Source organism: Micromonospora sp. GCM10011542 (assembly GCF_042650685.1).
In the GTDB taxonomy this organism is placed as follows: domain Bacteria; phylum Actinomycetota; class Actinomycetes; order Mycobacteriales; family Micromonosporaceae; genus Micromonospora.
In genome coordinates, this window is sequence record NZ_JBHSBO010000040.1 from 289,832 (window position 1) to 308,184 (window position 18,353).

The 18,353-nt window shown below is 69.4% G+C and carries 12 protein-coding genes and 1 pseudogene; 7 read left to right on the plus strand and 6 right to left on the minus strand.

The window, feature by feature from the left end:
- Positions 1 to 37: 37 nt before the first annotated feature.
- From ACFOW4_RS14765 to ACFOW4_RS14775, 3 genes are all read right to left on the minus strand, one after another.
- Positions 38 to 1,027, minus strand: a complete 990-nt coding sequence (locus ACFOW4_RS14765; protein ID WP_377527912.1) for a LacI family DNA-binding transcriptional regulator — start codon at positions 1,025 to 1,027, stop codon at positions 38 to 40.
- 156 nt (positions 1,028 to 1,183) lie between these two features.
- Positions 1,184 to 2,653 (minus strand): family 43 glycosylhydrolase, encoded by a 1,470-nt coding sequence (locus ACFOW4_RS14770; protein ID WP_377527913.1) that lies wholly within the window; start codon positions 2,651 to 2,653, stop codon positions 1,184 to 1,186.
- A gap of 12 nt (positions 2,654 to 2,665) precedes the next feature.
- A complete protein-coding gene (locus tag ACFOW4_RS14775) occupies positions 2,666 to 5,206 on the minus strand; it encodes an alpha-L-arabinofuranosidase C-terminal domain-containing protein (RefSeq protein WP_377527915.1) in 2,541 nt (846 codons plus the stop codon).
- A gap of 486 nt (positions 5,207 to 5,692) precedes the next feature.
- On the opposite strand from ACFOW4_RS14775, the gene ACFOW4_RS14780 reads away from it, so the two are divergent.
- The 7 genes and pseudogenes from ACFOW4_RS14780 to ACFOW4_RS14810 form a co-directional block, all read left to right on the plus strand.
- On the plus strand, positions 5,693 to 8,191 hold the full coding sequence (locus ACFOW4_RS14780) for a LamG-like jellyroll fold domain-containing protein (protein WP_377527916.1): 2,499 nt from the start codon (positions 5,693 to 5,695) through the stop codon (positions 8,189 to 8,191).
- Positions 8,192 to 8,390: 199 nt separating this feature from the next.
- Positions 8,391 to 11,303: a beta-L-arabinofuranosidase domain-containing protein gene (locus ACFOW4_RS14785; RefSeq protein ID WP_377527918.1), complete on the plus strand. Its 2,913-nt coding sequence runs from the start codon at positions 8,391 to 8,393 to the stop codon at positions 11,301 to 11,303.
- Between the two features lie 104 nt (positions 11,304 to 11,407).
- Positions 11,408 to 12,295 carry an ABC transporter substrate-binding protein gene (locus ACFOW4_RS14790; protein WP_377527919.1) on the plus strand — a complete coding sequence of 296 codons (888 nt, stop codon included), beginning with the start codon at positions 11,408 to 11,410 and terminating at the stop codon, positions 12,293 to 12,295.
- A complete protein-coding gene (locus tag ACFOW4_RS14795) occupies positions 12,292 to 13,260 on the plus strand; it encodes an amino acid ABC transporter permease (protein WP_377527921.1) in 969 nt (322 codons plus the stop codon). Before ACFOW4_RS14790 ends, ACFOW4_RS14795 begins: the two co-directional genes overlap by 4 nt.
- Positions 13,257 to 14,021: an amino acid ABC transporter ATP-binding protein gene (locus ACFOW4_RS14800; RefSeq protein ID WP_377527922.1), complete on the plus strand. Its 765-nt coding sequence runs from the start codon at positions 13,257 to 13,259 to the stop codon at positions 14,019 to 14,021. The genes ACFOW4_RS14795 and ACFOW4_RS14800 overlap by 4 nt, the downstream gene beginning before the upstream one ends.
- Positions 14,021 to 15,640: an amidohydrolase family protein gene (locus ACFOW4_RS14805; RefSeq protein ID WP_377527924.1), complete on the plus strand. Its 1,620-nt coding sequence runs from the start codon at positions 14,021 to 14,023 to the stop codon at positions 15,638 to 15,640. Before ACFOW4_RS14800 ends, ACFOW4_RS14805 begins: the two co-directional genes overlap by 1 nt.
- A gap of 38 nt (positions 15,641 to 15,678) precedes the next feature.
- Positions 15,679 to 16,269, plus strand: a pseudogene (locus ACFOW4_RS14810) (serine hydrolase); the annotation flags it as partial.
- A gap of 47 nt (positions 16,270 to 16,316) precedes the next feature.
- Here ACFOW4_RS14810 and ACFOW4_RS14815 read toward each other — a convergent pair.
- The 3 genes from ACFOW4_RS14815 to ACFOW4_RS14825 are packed head-to-tail and all read right to left on the minus strand — an operon-like array spanning position 16,317 to position 18,301.
- Positions 16,317 to 17,333, minus strand: coding sequence for a LysR family transcriptional regulator (locus ACFOW4_RS14815; protein WP_377527925.1), 1,017 nt, complete (start codon positions 17,331 to 17,333; stop codon positions 16,317 to 16,319).
- Between the two features lie 60 nt (positions 17,334 to 17,393).
- Positions 17,394 to 17,912 (minus strand): hypothetical protein, encoded by a 519-nt coding sequence (locus ACFOW4_RS14820; protein WP_377527927.1) that lies wholly within the window; start codon positions 17,910 to 17,912, stop codon positions 17,394 to 17,396.
- Complete coding sequence (locus tag ACFOW4_RS14825) at positions 17,909 to 18,301, minus strand: hypothetical protein (protein WP_377527928.1); 393 nt, start codon at positions 18,299 to 18,301, stop codon at positions 17,909 to 17,911. Before ACFOW4_RS14825 ends, ACFOW4_RS14820 begins: the two co-directional genes overlap by 4 nt.
- Positions 18,302 to 18,353 lie beyond the last annotated feature (52 nt).

The following is an 18,353-nucleotide window of genomic DNA, read 5'->3' on the forward strand; positions in this document are numbered from 1 at the left end:
CCCGGCTCGCGGTGTCGTCTCCGCCCGCGACGCCCGGTCAACCCCTCGGGCTGCCGGAGCTCTCCCGGAGAATCAGTTCCGGTTCCAGCAGCAGGTGCTCGGCGGGGTGCCCGGCCGAGTCGATCCGGCGAAGCAGCACGTCGATGCTCAGCCGGCCGAGCTCGGCGAAGTCCTGACGGACGGTGGTCAGCGGGGGGAGGAAGAACTCGGCGTCGGGCATGCCGTCGAACCCGACGACACTGACGTCGTCGGGCACCCGCCGGCCGGCCTCGTGCAGCGCTCGCAGCACGCCCAGCGCAATCCGGTCATTGGCACAGAAGATCGCGGTGACGGCCGGGTCGGCGGCCAGCCTCTGGCCCTGCTCGTAGCCGGATCTGGCGCTCCATGCCTGCGGTCGGATCGGCGGTACGACCGCACCGGCCTCGTACAGGGTGTCGCGCCAGCCGTCGACCCGCTCCATCGCCTCGGGCCAGTCCGCCGGGCCCGCGACATGGTGCACGGTGGCATGACCAAGCTGCAGGAGATGGCGGGTGGCGAGGGCCGCGCCGGCCCGGTTGTCGACCCGCACCGTCGGGACGCTGTCGTCACCGGCGCCGCCGCCCACGTCCACGCAGGCGAGAAGCGACGCGACCTGGGCCAGCGCGTTGGTGACGGCCGGCTTGGGCGAGATCGCGATGATGCCTTCGACCGACTGCTGCGTGAGCCGGTCGACCGCGTCGAGGACCGACTGCCGGTCGAGCTGGCGAACGGTGGCCACGCTGACGAAGTATCCGGCGTCCCGCGCGGCGTCCTCGATGGCGTACAGCATCGAGGCGGGACCGAAAAGGGTGCTTTCGAACCCGATGATGCCGAGCGTCCCCGAGCGCCGCGTGACCAGCGTGCGAGCGGCGAGGTTACGGCGGTAATTGAGCGCCTCCATCGCCTGCACGACGCGCTCCCGGGTCTCCTGCCGCACGTTCGGGTGATTGTTGAGCACCCGGGAGACGGTCTGGTGGGAAACCCCGGCGAGCCGTGCGACGTCCCGCATGATCGTCGCGCGCGGGCGGCCTACGCTGCCGGTTCCCGCCTGACTCGCTGAGCCTCCCAGTGGCACCTGCTCCTACCTTCTGCTTGATGTCCTCGATCACTGTAACGCCGCTGGTGTTCCTCCCATACTCCGGCGTAGCCGAGTGCCGCAGATCCGTCAGCTGAGCCAGAACGTCGACCTCGATCCGGAGCGCCTGCCAACCGTCAGGGTGCCCCTGTCGTGGCAGACGTAGAGGCCGGGACGGCCGGCAAGCTCCAGGGAGACGCCGTTGCTGTTCGCCAGGCCCGGCAGGCGCCGGAAACTGGCCTGCGCGGCGTAGCCGCCCCCGTCCTGCACCGGGTCGATCCGGATGGTCGTGCCGTCCAGGCGCCAGAAGCGGTCCGGGAAGTTCACCGACTGGATCGAGACGGTTCCGTCTCCCGCGAGCCCCGGCACGAACCGGAACTGGGAGTCGGCGAGCTCGCGCACCTTCGAATCGACCCGCAGCAGGTACGCGTAGTGGCGCACGAACGTGGAGGGGGCGTCCGCCGGCGACAGCCGAAGGATCGGCCCGCCCTTGCCGACCGGGACACCGAAGAGGGGCGTGCCGTCCTCGTGCCAGTAGAGGCGCTGGGCGCGGGCGTGCCGGTTGGGGTCGTAGAGCGGGTCGCCCACGATGTCCCGGTAGTCACGCGCGTGGTAGATCATCACGTCGGTCTCGCCGTCCTCGGCCACGGTGAAGCTGTTGTGCCCCGGGCCGTACTGGCGGGTCTGCTCGTTCGTGGTGAACACCGGGTCCGGGCTCTTGCTCCAGGTGGCCGGGTCGAGCAGGTCGGCTCGCGCGTCCGCGGTGAGCAGGCCCATGCAGTAGCGGGCGTCGGTGGCGCTGGCCGAGAAGGTCATGAAGATCCGGCCGTTCCGTTTGATCACCGCCGGCCCCTCGTTGACCCGGAAGCCCTGGACCTCCCACGATCTGGTCGGCGTCGCGATCCGCGCCGGGTTGCCAGCGATGGCGAACGGCGAGGTCATCCGGGCGATGTAGAGGTTGCTGTTGGTGCTGATCTCCGGCTCGCTCTGTGCCCAGACGAGGTAGCGCTGCCCATCGTGGGCGAAGGTCGTGGAGTCGAGCGCGAAGCTGTCCCACGGAGTGACGATCTGACGCGGCGCAGACCAGCCGCTCTCCTCACGCGGGTCGGCGGCGACGGACTCCATGACGTACATCCGGATCCGAAAGACGTTGTCGGAGTCGCCGGCCGCGAAGTAGATGTACCAGCGGCCGTCGATGCGGTGCAGCTCGGGCGCCCAGATGTGGCCGCCCATCCTTCCACTGGCCGGACGGCGCCACACCACCGCCTCCGCGGCACCGCCCAGGCCCTCGATGGTCGGCGCGGCACGCACGATGAGCCGGTCGTACTCCGGCACTGACGCGGTGAAGTAGTACAGGCCGTCGGTGCGCGGCGTGACGAACGGGTCGGCCCGCTGCCACACCAGCGGGTTGGTGGTCGGGGCGCCGTAGATCTCGGCGTCCGTCGCGACGGGTGCGGGCGCCGCCTGCGCGCCCTGGGCGGTGGCGGGCAGGACCAGCCCGGTCGCCGCCACCCCCAGGCCGCCGCGCAGGAGGGTGCGTCGGGTGAGGTGAATGCTCATCTCGGGTGGCTCCTACCTGGTCTGGATTCGGATGAAGGTGACCGAGTTGGGCTCGAACGTCCGGGTGAAGGTGGGTGCGACGCCCTTGATCGTGCTGGTCACCGGTTTGATCGGCTGTGCCGTGCGGGTGTTGAGTTGCTCCGGGTCACCGCTGATGACGGTCATCTGCGCTTTGTTCGCGACCCGGACGCCGGCACCGAGGTTGATAGTGGTGCGGGCCGGAGCGCTCTGGGCGTTGACCACCTTGACGATGAGTTGACCGGCGGCGGCGTCGCGGGTGACGACCTGGGCGAAGGGCTCGGTGACGGCGTTGTCGTCGAAGCTGCCCCACGCCTGCCCGTCGAGCAGCAGGGTGACCTTGGTGCCGCGGATCTGGACCGTGATGTCGTAGGTGCGGCCGGTCTCGATGGAGTTGGGCCTGGCGATCAGGGTGGTCTTGCCGCCGTCGACGGCCTTCTCCACCGCGCCCTGCGTGTTGTTCCAGCCGCCGAGGTTCCACCAGTAGTAGTTGCCGGTGTCCTTGACTCCGAAGCCGACGAGGAATCCTTCGGCGCCGGAGAGTTTCGTCGCCTTGACGCTGAGGTCGTAGTCGCGCCAGTTCTCGTCACCCGCCTCGACCATCGTGTCCTCGGCCGTGGTGTCGGACTGCACGTAGGCGCCGTCCACCACCGACCATGCCCCGCGGCCGGTGAGCGGCGTCCACCGATCGGCGCCGGTGGAGAAGTCGTCGTGGAACAGCTGGGTGCCGTCGGCCGCCGTGACCGTGACGTCGTCGTACCTGGCGGCGGTTCGCCAGGTGGAGAGCCCGATCGCGCCGGTGACGGGCTGCGGGGTCCTGACGGCCCCCGTGAAGCTGCTCGGCACGACCTGGTCACCGAGGTTGGTCATGAACAGCTTCTGGACCTCGTAGTTGGCCGAGCCCCACGACTGGTCGTTGTCGAACCAGATCAGGTCCGGTCGCCACTGGACGTAGTCGATGTTGGCGAGCAGGGGAGCGTAGGACGCCATCGTCACCACGTCGGCGTTGCGTTCCAGGCCGGTCATGTACGCGCCCTCGGCAAGGGCGTTGGACAGCTTGTTGTCCTGCGACGCGTACTCGCCCAGCCACACCTTCGCGCCGGCGCGGTCGTAGCTGTCGTAGCGCTTGTTGTTCTGCAGGAACCAGCTGGGGCTGTTGTAGTAGTGCTCGTCGACCATGTCCACGTCGTTGGCGCGGTTGAGCTCCCAGGCCCGGTCGAACGTCGTGCCCGTGTCGTCCGGCCCGGAGTTGCTGATGACGGTGATGTCCGGGTACGCGGCCGCGATGGCGTCGCGGAACTTCACGAAGCGGGCCATGAAGGCGTCGGGCAGGTTCTCCTCGTTGCCGACCTCGAGCCGGTCGAGACCGAAGGGTGTCGGGTGGCCCATCGCCGCGCGCTCGGCACCCCAGGTCGAGGTGGTCGGGCCGTTGGCGAACTCGATGAGGTCGAGGGTGTCGCGGATGTGCCGCTGCAGCAGCGCCTCGTCGTCGACGGCCCGGTTCTGCCCGCAGCCGGTGACGAGCGCCGGCACCACCGGCACTGGCTTGGCGCCGATGTCCTCGGCGAACTGGAAGTACTCGTAGTAGCCGAGGCCGTAGGACTGGTTGTAGCCCCAGAAGTTCGCGTTGGTGGCGCGCTTCTCGACCGGCCCGATCGTGTCCTTCCACTGGTAGGCGCGGGCGCGCTGGTAGCCGCTGGCCGCGTCGTATCCGTACATGCTGCCGGTGTTGACGATGCACCCACCGGGAAAACGCAGGAATCCCGGCCGAAGGGCGGCGACCTTCTCGGCGAGGTCCCTGCGGAGGCCGTTGGGGCGGCCCTTGAAGGTGTCGCGGGGGAAGAGCGAGACCATGTCCAGGCGCAGGGTGCCGGTGCCCGCGGCCTCCACCGCGAGGCGGGCCGCGTCGGTCGTGCCGGTGGCCACGAACGTGCCGGTGTACCGGCGCCACGTGTCGTCCTGAACCGAAAGCCGGACCGGCGCCGCGTAGGTGGCCGTGCCGGCCTGGTTGCGGACCGAAACGGTCAGCGGGGTTCCGCCCGCGGCGTCGGTGCGGGCCCAGACCGAGAAGTCGTAGCTCTTGCCGGCCTCGACCGCGATGCCGGTGTTGTAGCCGGAGTTCAGCACGCCGTAGGTGCCTGCACCCGCGTTGCTCAGCGTCACCGTGAGGTAGGTCCGGTTGCGCTCGTTGAGGCGGCCGTCGTCGTCGGCGGCGGCGATGGTGCCGCTGCCGCCGGAGGACGAGACCGCGCTCCACGACGTGAGGCCGGTGTACGAGCGGTTGTCGACCGGAAGGTACTCGAAGGAGCGGTTCTGGACCAGCTCGGCGTAGAGCCCGCCGTCGGCGGCCCGGTTGATGTCCTCGAAGAAGACGCCGTACATGGCGGGGTCGATGGCGGGGCCGGCACCGTTGGCGTCGACGTTGATCGAGTAGTTGAGCGTCGCGGGCGTGTCGGCACCGAGGGCGGGGGAGCCGGCGGGCACTGCCCCGATGAGTCCGGTGACCAGGCCAGCGACGAGGCGGTGGGTGCGCATAGATGATGGCCTTCCTGGCGTCTTCTCTGAGCGCGGCCGGCGCCGGAACAGGCAGCCGTTGTCCGTCCGGGTCGGACGCGCCCACGAGAGCGATCGCGGTCATAGAAGTGCGTCGACGGCGCTGAAGTGAGCGTTAACATACCAGCGCAGAGGACGGTGTCAATACTTCGCGGCCAAAGAAACAGGGCGCACGCCGGACCGGCGATTGGGGTTGACCAGCGTTGATGTTAACGCGCACAATGCATTCTTGCCTTGTGGTGCTGCTGCTGAGCGGAAGAAGTCCAGTGTGGAGCGAATGAGTCCGGTTGTCGTGAGCGTCGTGCTCGTCGCCGGACTCGCGGCAGGCGGTGACCACTCCTGCCGGTGGCGGCACCGACAGTCACGGGGCGTTCGCACCTCATGAAGGGGCTCAACTACATGATCAGTTTTTCCCGGTTATCCGAGAGATCCAGGGCTCGTGGAGCTACGGGTCGGACAGCCGCCGTCATGCTGGCCGCGACGACACTGCTGGCCGCGGGGCCCGCCGTCGCGGCACCCGAGAAAGCGACCGACACGGGCTGGACCAAGGGGACTGCGCCGCTGTCCACTCCCTGGACGGACGAGGTGTCGCCCACCAACGCGTTGCCGGAGTACCCGCGCCCACAGTTGACCCGCAAGCAGTGGCAGAACCTCAACGGGGTGTGGGAGTTCGCGGGCGCCGTTGAGGGCGAGGCTCCACCGATCGGTCGCAACCTGGCCGAGCGGGTGCTCGTGCCGTATCCGATCGAGTCCGCCCTGTCCGGCATCCAACGCCACGAAGACAACATGTGGTATCGACGGACCTTCACCGTGCCGGAAAGTTGGCGTGTCGGTGCCGGCTCTCACGGGCAGCGGCTGATCATCAACTTCGGCGCCGTTGACTACGACGCGACGGTGTGGGTGAACGGCCACCAGGTCGCCAGTCACCGTGGTGGCTACGACGCGTTCAGTGTCGACGTGACCGATGCGTTGACCGCCGCTGCTGCCCAGGAGATCGTTGTCGGAGTCACGGATCTGACCGACAGAACGTGGCAGCCGGTCGGCAAGCAGCGCAACGTCCCCGACCGCGGGATCTTCTACACCGGCAGCTCGGGCATCTGGCGCACAGTGTGGATGGAACCGGTCTCCGTCGCCCGCGTCGAGGCCCTGGACATGACGCCGGACATCGACGCCAGCACCCTGAGTCTGACGCCCAGGATCAGTGGCGGAGCTGGCCTGACCGCCGAGGCGACCGTCTACGACGGCGAGAAGCTCGTCGCACGCGTGACAGGAGCCGCGGGCAGCACGCTCACCGTGCCGGTGCGGCATGCGAAGCTGTGGTCACCGGACTCGCCGTTCCTCTACGGGCTCAAGGTGCGGTTGCTCGACGGCCGTAAGCCTGTCGACACCGTACAGTCGTACTTCGGCATGCGAGAGATCGGCACCGCGAAGGGTGCCGACGGCAGACCGCGAATCACGCTCAACGGTGAGCCGACCTTCCTGATGTCCACGCTCGACCAGGGATTCTGGCCGGACGGCATCAACACCGCGCCGACTGATGCGGCCCTCAGGTTCGACATCGCAGAACACAAGCGGCTGGGCTTCAACACGATCCGCAAGCACATCAAGGTCGAACCCGACCGCTGGTACTACTGGGCGGATCGGCTGGGCCTGATGGTCTGGCAGGACATGCCGTCCATGCGAGTCGACTTCGCCAAGTCGCGCGCCGACAACACCCCGCCACCGGCCGCGCAGGAGCAGTTCGAGAAAGAACTGCGGGCGATGGTCGACCAGCACGACAACTGGACGTCGATCATCGGCTGGGTACCGTTCAACGAGGGCTGGGGCGAGTGGAGCCAGGCTGCTACCGGCCGCATCGCGAACGAGGTGAAGGCCTGGGACCCGAGCCGCCTGGTCATCGCCCACTCCGGCGTCAACTGTTGCCTGTCCCTCGGCGACTCCGGACAGGGTGATGTCATCGACCACCACCAGTACGTGGGGCCAGCCAGCCCGACGCCGGACGCGCGGCGCGTCGCGATCGACGGTGAACACGGCGGCTTCGGCCTCGAGGTGCCCGGCCACATGTGGTTCGGCGACGGCAGCGCATACGAGATGACCCCGGATTCCGCGACCCTCACCCGCCGCTACGTGGAGAACCAGCATGACCTGCTGCGCGCCGCCAACCGGTGCGGGCTATCCGGAGGCATCTACACGCAGATCACCGACGTCGAGCACGAGGTCAACGGCTTCTACACCTACGACCGGCAGGTCCAGAAGATGGACTTCGACCAGGTGCGGGCCGTCAACCAGGAAATCATCCGCAGTGCTGACGGGACCAGCCCTCCGCCGCAGTATCCGCCGGGTACTGCGGGCCTCACCGGGCTGGACTACTGGCCCCTGGACGAGGGCAGCGGATCGGTCGCCCGCGACGCGGTGGGCGACAAGCACCTGACCCTGCAGCAGGGCGCCGCGTGGTCGACCGGCAAGACCGGCGCGGGCCTGCAGTTCAACGGCACCGGCGCCCACGCCGAGTCGGCCGGGCCCATCGTCGACACCTCGGGCAACTTCACCGTCTCCGCCTGGGTGAAGCTCGACCGGCTGAACGGGTGGCTGACCGCGGTCGGCCAGGACGGCCCCACCACGTCCACCTTCTTCCTGCAGAAGACCGGGGACACGAACAAGTTCTCGTTCAGCACGAGCGGTGGTCGGGCGCTGTCCACGTTCACGCCCGAGGTCGGCCGGTGGTACCACGTGGTCGGCGTGCGTGACGCCGCCGCGGGCGAGCACTCGCTGTACGTCGACGGCGTGCGACAGAGTTCGTTCCAGCAGTGCCTCAACGACGCGTCCACCGGCCCGTTCACGGTCGGCCGGGCCCGCTTTGGCAGCGGCAAGGTCGACTTCTGGCCGGGCGGCGTCGATCAGGTGCACGTCTGGGACCGGGCGCTGTCGCCGGCGGAGATCTCCCAGCTGTACTCCTCGGGCACGTAACCGTTACGGCGGTGGGGCCACCCGGCCCCACCGCCAACCACCCCTCTTCCGACGGCGCGCACCAAGCCGGTCACCGGCCAGCGGTCCGCGCCGATCGTGCCGGCTTGCCCGGCACCAGGAGCGAGGGCACCGATGGGCGTTCGCGCGGTCGCCAGGATCGGGGCCGCCCCTGTCAGATCCGAAAGCGTAGGAGCGTCAGATGAGCAAGCAGTTTCCCCGCCGAACAGTCCTGCGCCTGGGCGCGTTGGCCGCCTCGGTCCCAGCTGTGGCATCCGTCCTCCCCGCCACAGCCGCTCAAGGGGCCCGTGCCACTGCGGGCCTGGCCACGCCCGGCACCGCCCCCCGGCCCGGCTGGGTTGGCCCGAACTGGTCGGTCAAGCCGTTCGCCCTCAACCAGGTGACACTGCACGATGGCATTTTCCGGCAGAAGCGCGACCGGATGCTGAACTACGCCCGGAACTACCCCGGCACGGGAGGGCTCCTCGACGGCCCCGACCGGATGCTGCATCTTTTCCGCGTCAACGCCGGCCTGCCCGCTCCCGGGACCTGGCCGGGCGGTTGGGACACTCCCCGGCACCTGCTGCGTGGGCATTTCACCGGGCATTACCTGACGATGCTCGCCCAGGCCTACGCGGCCACGGGCGAGGAGATTTTCGTCGACAAGCTCGACTACCTCGTCGAAGAGTTAGGCAAGTGCCAGCGGGCACTGGACGGGCGCGAACTGGGTCGGGTGCCGGGCCGGTCCGGCAGGGCGCTGCGGCTCGGCGACCCGCACCCGAACCAGTACGTCCTGCTGCCACCAGGCATTCTCGACGGCGTCACCGAGCTCACCATCGCCGTTTCCGTGAACCTGGCGGCAGCTCAGACCGGCGCCAGGATTTTCCACTTCGGCACGCGATCCAGCTCCTACCTTTCCCTGACCGCGAAGGACGGCGCCGGCCCGCGTTTCGCCATCACCAACCTCGGCAGCGGCAACGAGCAGCGGATCACCAGCAGCACCGAGGTGCCCGTCGGCGAGTGGGCACACCTCGCGGTGACGCTTTCGGCAACGGGCGTCGGCCGGCTCTACGTCAACGGGGTCGAGGCCGGCAACGGCGCGATCACTTTGACCCCCGCCGCGCTCGGACAGTTCGTCCACAACTGGATCGGACGATCCCAGAACACGAACGATCCCTTCCTGAACGCCGTCGTGGACGACTTCCGGATTTACGCCCGGGCGCTCGACCCGGCCGAGGTCCAGGCGCTCAGCTCGGACGGCCCGTCGCCGACTCCGGCCGACCTGCTGGCGTGCTACCGCTTCGAGGACGACGGCGAAACCGCCGTCGACCATTCGGTCAACCGTCGTGACGCCAGGATCATCGGCACGGGTCACCCCGGCTTCCTCGCCGCGTTCCCGGAGGGCCAGTTCATTCGGCTCGAACCGCCCACGTTCCAATCTAACAGCGGCCCGAACGCGGTCTGGGCCGTGTGGTACACCTGCCACAAGATCATGCGGGGACTTCTGAACGCCTACGAGTTGACCGGCAACGAGGAGGCGCTCGACATCGCCTTCCGGATGAGCGACTGGGCCCACCGGCGACTGAGTCCGATCAGCCGGGCCGACCTCGACGCCATGTGGAACATCTACAGCGCGGGCGAGGCCGGGTCCATGAACGAGGTGCTGGCGGAACTCTCAGCGCTCGCGCCCGACCAGGAGCGAAAGGCCCGGTACCTCGCTACGGCGAAGGCGTTCACTTTCACCACCCTGTTCGACGCCTCGATCGCGGGACGCGACGAACTGAGCGGACGGCACGCCAACCAGTACATGGCTCCCAACATCGGATACCTGCGGATCTTCGAGCAAGCCGGCGACGCGGACTATCACTCCGCGGCCAGGAACTTCTGGTCGATGGTCGTTCCGCACCGCATCTTCAGCAACGGCGGCGCGGGCCAGAGCGAACACTTCCGCCAGCGCGGTGTCATCACCTCGGGATTCACCTCGTCCTCGGACCCGAGGCACGCCGAGACGTGCTGCGCGTACAACATGCTCCGCCTCACCCGGAATCTGTTCTTCCACGACCAGGATCCGGCGTACATGGACTACTACGAGAAGGCTCTCCACAACCAGATACTGAGTTCCCGGCGGGACGTGGACAGCGTCACCAGCACCGAGGTGACCTACCACCAGAACATGTGGCCGGGCAGATCGCGGAAGATCGGCAACGTCATCGAATACAGCAGGTACGGCGGAAACGGCAGCTGCTGCAACGGAACCGGTCTGGAGAGCCACACAAAGTACCAGGAGACAATCTACTTCCGGTCCGCCGACGAATCCACGCTCTACGTCAACCTCTTCATCGCGTCCACGCTCACCTGGCCCGACCGGGGATTCGTTCTCACCCAGGAGACCGCCTATCCGACGCAGGGCACCAGCAGGCTGAGGTTCGACAAGGGCCAGGGTCGGCTGAAGGTCCGGCTCCGGGTGCCTTCCTGGGCACGGACGGGCTACACGGTGTCGGTGAACGGGACCCGCCAGGATCTGGCCGCGGCGCCCGGCACCTACCTGACGCTGGACCGGCAATGGACCGAAGGCGACACCATCGACATCTCGATGCCCTTCAGCTTCCGGGCCGAGAAGGCGCTCAACGACAAGGCGATCCAGTCCATCCTTTACGGGCCGACCCTCATGGTCGTCCGCGATGGCACGCCGAGCTACCGGGAATTCACCTTCTTCAAGGACCTCAAGCTGAACGGCGACCTCGCCGCCGCCATCGAGCCGACCGACGTTCCCATGCACTTCACGACGCACGGGTACACCCTGGCCCCGTACTACATCTCCGACCCGGTCCCCGGGGAGTTCAACCCCTACCACCCCTATGTGAAGCGGATCGAGCCGGAGGTCGTATTCGGGTCGATCAGAACGGGCGTCCCGAACGACAGCATCCGCGACGAGGACGGGGAGACCTTCCTGGACCGGGTCTGGGAGGCGGCGCCGTTCGCCAACCACGGCCAGTTCGTCCGCCGGGTGGTGGAGGCCTCAGGCCGGTGGCAGGCGGCCGGCCGTTACACCCCAGATCAGTGTGAGGCCATTGTCGCCGCTGCGGCTCGGGCGAAGGGGGACCTGGAGGTCTGAGCTAGCGTCGACTTTTTAGATGCATACCATGCACAGCACTCAGGCTGTTCACGCTGGCTGATCCCGGATAGGGTCCCGCCAGTCGCCCAGCCAGGAGGTTTGCCGTGCTCAGGAAGCGTGCGCTCCACGTCGTCATCGGTCTCGTCACCATCTCGATCGCGGCAACGGGTTGTGGCCGCTCGACGAGCGGGCAGACGCCGCAGTCCGGCGGGGCCGCCTCCGTCGCCGCCGACGCGAAGGCCGCCGACCTCGTGCCCGCCGATATCAAGGGGAAGGGTGTCCTCCGGGTCGCCACCGCGGAGGGCTACCCACCGATGGAGATGTACAAGGCGGGCACCCAGGATCTGATTGGCGTCGACCCGGAACTGGCCGCCGCCATCGCCGGGCGGCTCGGCCTGAAGCTGGAGATGACCAACGCGAGCTTCCCCGGTCTCATCCCCGGCCTGCAGGCCGACCGCTGGGACCTGGCCATGTCCTCGATGAGCGACACCGAGGAGCGGCGCAAGGCGGTCGACTTCGTCGATTACTTTCAGGCCGGTGGCTCGATCATGGTGGCCAAGGGCAACCCCGCCGGCGTCAAGGATCTCGCCGACCTGTGCGGCCGCGCCGTCGTCCTGGCCAAGGGCAGCTCCAACCTCGCCATCGGCGAGGGTCAGAACACCAAGTGCGCGAAGAAGATGACGATCTCGCAGAGCGAGGACGCCCCCACCGGCCTGCTCCAGATCGATGCCGGCCGGGCCGTCGCCACCATCGTCGACTACCCGGTCGCCAAGCTGCTCGCCCAGGAGAGCGGCAAGTACGAGGTGCTGGAGGCGCAGTACGAGGCCGGCCCATGGGGCATCGCGGTCGACAAGAAGGACAGCCGGTTGCGTGACGCGGTGCAGCGGGCGCTCCAGGAGCTGATCGGCAGCGGCGAGTACACGAAGATTCTGGAGAAGTGGGGCGTGACCGGCAGCGCCGTCCAGGCGGCCACCGTCAACAACCAGAAGTGAGCACGCCCGTGGACCGTACGGCCGACGAGCGGGTACGCGCCGCGGACCCGGTGCCCGCGGGGCCGGACACCCCGCAGGCCAACCAGATAAGCCACCCCGTCCGACCGGGGCGGTGGCTGGCCGCCGGGGTGGTCGCACTCGTCCTGGCCTGGCTGGGGTGGTCCATCGCCGTCAACCCCAACCTGCACTGGGACATCGTCGTCGACTACCAGTTCGACCGGGTCATCCTGGAAGGGCTGTGGGTCACCATCCAACTCACGGTTGCGTCGATGCTGATCGGCGTGGTTCTCGGCGTGGTGATGGCCCTGATGCAGATCTCCGACAGCCGGATCCTGCGCACCGGCGCTACGGCCTACGTCTGGTTCTTCCGGGGCACGCCACTTTTGGTCCAGCTGATCTTCTGGTTCAACATCGCGCTGATCTTCCCGGAGATCGGTATCGGCGTGCCCTTCGGCGGCCCGAAGCTGGTGACCTGGGAGACGAACGCCCTCGTCACGGGCTTCGTCGCGGCGCTGCTCGGGCTCAGCATCAACGAGGGCGCCTACATGAGCGAGATCGTCCGTGCGGGACTCCGCGCCGTCGATCCCGGCCAGCAGGAGGCCGCAGCGGCCCTCGGCATGTCCCGCGCGAAGATCATGTGGCGAGTGGTGCTGCCACAGGCGATGCGGATCATCGTCCCGCCCACCGGCAACCAGTTCATCTCGATGCTCAAGACCACCTCGCTGGTCTCGGTGATCGCCGGTGCCGACCTGCTCACCGTCGCCCAGCGGCTCTACCTAACCAACTTCGAGGTGATCGCCCTGCTCATCGTCGCGTCCATCTGGTACCTGGTCCTCACCACCGTCGCCAGCGTCGGCCAGTACTTCCTGGAACGCCGGTTCAGCCGGGGCTTCGGGACCACCGTCCCCGGCACGCTGCGCGGACGCATCGGCCGCAACCTGCGGTTCACCGGGAGCGCGCGATGACCGAGCCGATGGTGCGGTGCCGGCAGGTACGCAAGAGCTTTGGCCGCCTCGAGGTGCTGCGGGGCATCGACCTGGTCATCGAGCGCGGCCAGGTGGTCTGCGTGGTCGGCCCCTCCGGGTCCGGCAAGTCCACCCTGCTGCGGTGCCTCAACCACCTCGAGGAGCCACAGGCGGGCCGGATCTACGTCGACGGCGAGCTGATCGGGTACGAGGAGCGCGGCGGGCGGCTGCGACCGCTGCCGGATGCCCGGCTGCGCCGGCAGCGCGAGTCGATCGGCATGGTCTTCCAGCGGTTCCACCTCTTCCCACACCGCACCGCGCTGGAGAACGTGATGGAGGGCCTGGTCGCCGTGAAGGGCGTCCGGGTGGCCGATGCGCGCAAGCGCGCCGGTGACCTGCTCGACCGGGTCGGGCTCGCCGACCGGGCGCACCACTACCCGGCGCAGCTCTCCGGCGGGCAGCAGCAGCGAGTGGCCATCGCGCGGTCCCTGGCGATGTCGCCGAAGCTGATGCTCTTCGACGAGCCGACCTCGGCGCTCGATCCCGAACTGGTCGGCGAGGTGTTGGAGGTGATGAAAAACCTGGCGGCGAGCGGCATGACGATGATCGTGGTGACCCACGAGATGGGGTTCGCCCGCGAGGTCGGCGACCACCTGGTCTTCATGGACGACGGCCTGATCATCGAGGAGGGCCCGCCGCGGGAGGTTCTCGCCGCGCCGGCGCACGAACGGACCCGCGCGTTCCTGTCCAAGGTGCTGTGATGGAGCTCGACCTGCTGGTCACCGGCGGGGAGGTCATCGACGGCAGCGGCTCGCCCGCCCGCAGCGCCGACGTCGGGGTGCGGGACGGCCGGTTGCTGCTGCTGCCACCAGGCAGCCGCAGCGCCGCCGCCACGGTCCTGAACGCCGGCGGCCTGGTCGTTACCCCGGGCTTCATCGACGTGCACACCCACTCCGACCTGCTCGCCGGCGACGACGAGCAGCGAGAGACGCTGCGCTTCGCTCCGCTGCGCCAGGGCGTCACTACCGAGATCTGCGGCAACTGCGGGATCAGTCCCTTCCCGGTCCCGGCGGGGCGCGCCGAGATGGTGCGGGACCTGGTCGCGGCGACGTTCGGCCCGCCCGCGGCGACGTACGCGTCCTTCGCGGAGTTCGCCGCCGCGCAGGGCGCGGCCCGGCGCAACCACCTCGCCGCCCTAGTGGGCCACGGCACGCTCCGCGCCGCGGTCGTTGGCTTCGCGCAGCGGCGGGCCAGCGCCGACGAGCTCCGGCTCATGTGCGCGCTGCTCGACGAGGCGCTCACCGCCGGCGCGGCCGGACTTTCCACCGGCCTGATCTACTCGCCCGGGGTCAACGCCGGCACCGACGAGGTCATCGCGCTCGCCCGGGTCGCCGCCGCGCACGGCAAGCCGTACGTGACACACCTGCGCGACGAGATGTCGCAGGTCGAGTCGGCGCTGGAGGAGGCGATCGAGATCGCCACCGCGGCCGGGGCGGCGTTGCAGGTCTCGCACCACAAGACGGCCGGGCGACGCTCCTGGGGCGCTACGGTGCGTACCCTGGCCCGACTCGAGCGGGCACGGGCCGAAGGGCTGGACGTCCTCTGCGACGTCTACCCGTACACCGCCGGCAGCACCGCCCTGCACGCCCTGCTCCCGCCCTGGGTCATCGCCGACGGCGTGCCGGCGATGCTCATCGCCGTCCGAGAGGCGACGGTCCGGGACCGCATCCGCGCCGACCTGGCCGCCGGGCTGCCCGGCTGGGAGAACACCGTCGGCAACGGCGGCTGGGACCTGATCCGGGTTGCGTCCGCGCCGACCAGCCCGGACGCCGAGGGGCACACCATCGCCGACCTCGCCGCCGCCCGCGGCGTAGACCCCGTCGACTGCGTCTGCGACCTGCTCGCAGCCGAGGGCGGCAACGTGACCATCCTCAGTCACTCGATGCGGGAGGACGACGTGCGGCGGGTACTCGCCAGTCCGCTGGCGATGCTCTGCTCCGACGGCGTGCCCAAGCCGGGGCGGCCCCACCCGCGCTGGGCGGGCAGCTTCGCCCGGGTGCTCGGCCACTACGTCCGTGACGTGGGCCTGCTGAACCTGGCCGAGGCCGTGCACAAGATGACCGGGATGCCCGCCCGCCGCTTCGGCCTGGCCGGGCGCGGTCTGCTTGCCGACGGGTACGCGGCCGACCTCGTGGTCCTCGACCCCGCAGAGGCAGCCGACGGCGCGACCTACGACGACCCGCTCGCGCCGCCGCGTGGCGTCCGCTACGTCGTGGTCGATGGCCGGGTCGTCATGGACGGTGACCGGGTCACCGACGCCCGACCGGGTCGGGTGCTGGCCGTACCGGACCGCGAGCTTGCCACGCCGGGGCAGACGTGACCGCCGACGGCCCGGCCGCCCCGACGCGGATCGGTGCGATGGTGCGACGGCTGCACAACGGTCAGATCCTCGCGCACGACCCGGACCTCGTCCTGCCGCTCGCCAGCGTCGGCAAGCTGCTGCTGCTCGGCGAAGTGGCCCGCCGCCTCGCCGACGGGTCCCTCGCCCCCGACCAGCCGGTCGACCTGCTCGACGACGACCGGGCACTAGGCGGAACCGGCCTGCTCGGCCTGCTTTCGCCGCGACGGTGGACCGTCGCCGACCTCGCCACCGCGGTCGCCGCAGTGAGCGACAACGCGGCCACGAACGCCTTGCTGCGGCTGGTGACGCTCGACGCCGTTCAGGAGTTGGCCCGGCGCAGCGGCCTTCGAGACACCATGGTGCACGACCGGATCCGGGCCGCCCGCGGCCCGGACGTACCCCCGACGTTCGCGACCGGCACCGCCCACGACCTCTGCGTCTTCCTCGCCGGCGTGGCGACCGGAACCTGGCAGGACCAGCGGGCGTCCGGACTCCTGCGCGGGTGGCTCGCCCGGAACAGCGACCGCACGCTCGTCGCCGACGCCATCCGCCACGACCCCTGGTCGACCGCCGGCGTCCAGGTCATGAACAAGACCGGCACCGACACCGGCGTACGCGTCGACGCCGGCATCGTCGTCGGCCGGCACACCGTCGTCTACGCCGTGATCGCGGCGTTCCCGTCCGGTGCGGAGCGGGCCACCGTGGCGGAGCTGCGGCGGTGGGGCACGGTCGTCGACCGGCTCGCCGGCACACGCGGCCACCGCTGCACCAGCTCCTGACTGAGCGCCGCCGCGGCGTCGGTCAGCCGGTCCACGAAGCTGCCGACCACCGGGTTCGGGTTGCCGGGGCGCAACGCCACCCCGATCTCCCGATGCAGGTTGGCGTGGGCGAGCGGCTGGACCGCCACCTCGCCGGGGTCGCGCAGACCCAACGACGGCACCAACGCGACGCCGACGCCGGCCCGAACCAGGCCCAGCACCACCTCGTAGTGGTCGCTGCGGCAGCGGATCCGGGGCTGGAACCCCTCGGCGCGCGCCGCCAACTCCAGCACCGAGACCTCGCCCTGCACACCGAGCGTGGTGATCCACGGCTCGTCAGCCAGGTCGGTGAGCCGCAGCCGCCGCCCGGCGAGCGGGTGGCCGGCCGGCAGCACCACCAGTTGTGGATCAACCATCAGCGGGGAGACCTTCGCGAAGGGAACCTCCGGGGTGGGGCTCAGCGGATGCGCGAACACCATCACGAGGTCGAGCTCGCCCTGGTTGAGCCGGGGAAGCAGGTCGGATGGCTGGCCCAGGATCAACGCCAATTCGACCTGAGGGTGGTTGGCGGTGAAGCTGGACAGAGCGCGCGGCAGCAGCTCCGTGCCCGCCGTGGCGAAGAAACCGATCCGCAGCAGTCCCCGCCGGCCCTCCCCGTGGGCGGACAACTCGTCGCGTGCGACCGACATCAGATCGATGATCTGCTGCGCGTAGTCGGCCAGGCGCTGGCCTGCCACGGTGAGCCGCAGGCTGCGGGGCCCCCGGTCCACCAGCGCCACCCCGGCCTCCTGCTCCAGCGTGGCGAGCTGGTGGGAGACGGCGGACGGGCTGAGCCGGAGCTGCTCGGCTGCGGCAACGATGGTCCCGTGTCGGGCGATCTCCAGCACGACCTGCAGGCGCGCCGTGTTGAACATGCGTGGACCGCCTTCCCCCTGCTCCCAGGGGCGCGAACGGCCCCGCCGCCGGACCGCCCGTCACAGCTGCCGAGGCGAGGCACAGGGATCGGAGGCGGCCAAGGTCATCGTCCCGGCGGCCTGTTGAGAATACGCACGATCACCGGGTGCTGGCCGGCACCGCCCGCTCGCTGTTTGAGTGCGTCCGAAGGCCACGTGCATCAGCACCTGATGTGCCGGGGTGCCCGGCAACGGGTTGTCGGTCATGTGCCGGGCGTACCCGTTGGTCTCGGACCGGTCCCAGAGCGTCTGCAGCAGTGCGAAGTTCAGCTGCTGGTCGACTTCGTCCGGGTGGTACTCGTTCATGATCAATTGGAAGGGGGCGAAGTCCACGCTTCCCTGCAGCGGCGTGGAGTAGTTCATAGCCGGCACGCCGAGCACCGACCGGGTCCAGTCCTGGGCGATGGCGGTGAGCGCGCCGCCGTTGATGCCACCCTGGCTGTTGCCGTCGTAGTGCAGCCCGCCGGCCACGTCGATCAGCGATCGCCCGTCGGCGTCCTGGAACGCCGGGTCGGCGGCGAACCCGCCCGGATGGATCATCGCCCGGGCCCAGGAAGAGGAAGTTCAGGAAGCTCTGCTGCAGCCGGTCCGCCCGCAGGGAAGGCACTGAGGTCAGCGAAGGCGCCGGCCACGTAAGGGACGTTGGCGGCGGCCATGCCGATCCAACTGGTCGCGCAGAAGGTGAAGTCGTACGTGGCCGACATGGCCTTGACGTTGCCGGCGTTGATCTCGGTCGGGCTGTCCAGCAGGCCGTGGTTGTAGAGCGACACGTGTGCCGGATCGGCGGCGGAGGCGCTGCGCGGGATGTTGCAGACGAAGTCCGCCCGCAGCGTCGCGCCGCACGGCGTGGGCAGCGAGTCCGCCGTCGGTGCTGTCTCGTCGCCCGGCCGGCCCGTAGTGCAGCCGCAAACCGCCCGGATGCCAACCATCGGGGCATCGGCAAACTCAAGTCTTCCTCAACTTGTTGCCGGGGCGCACTGC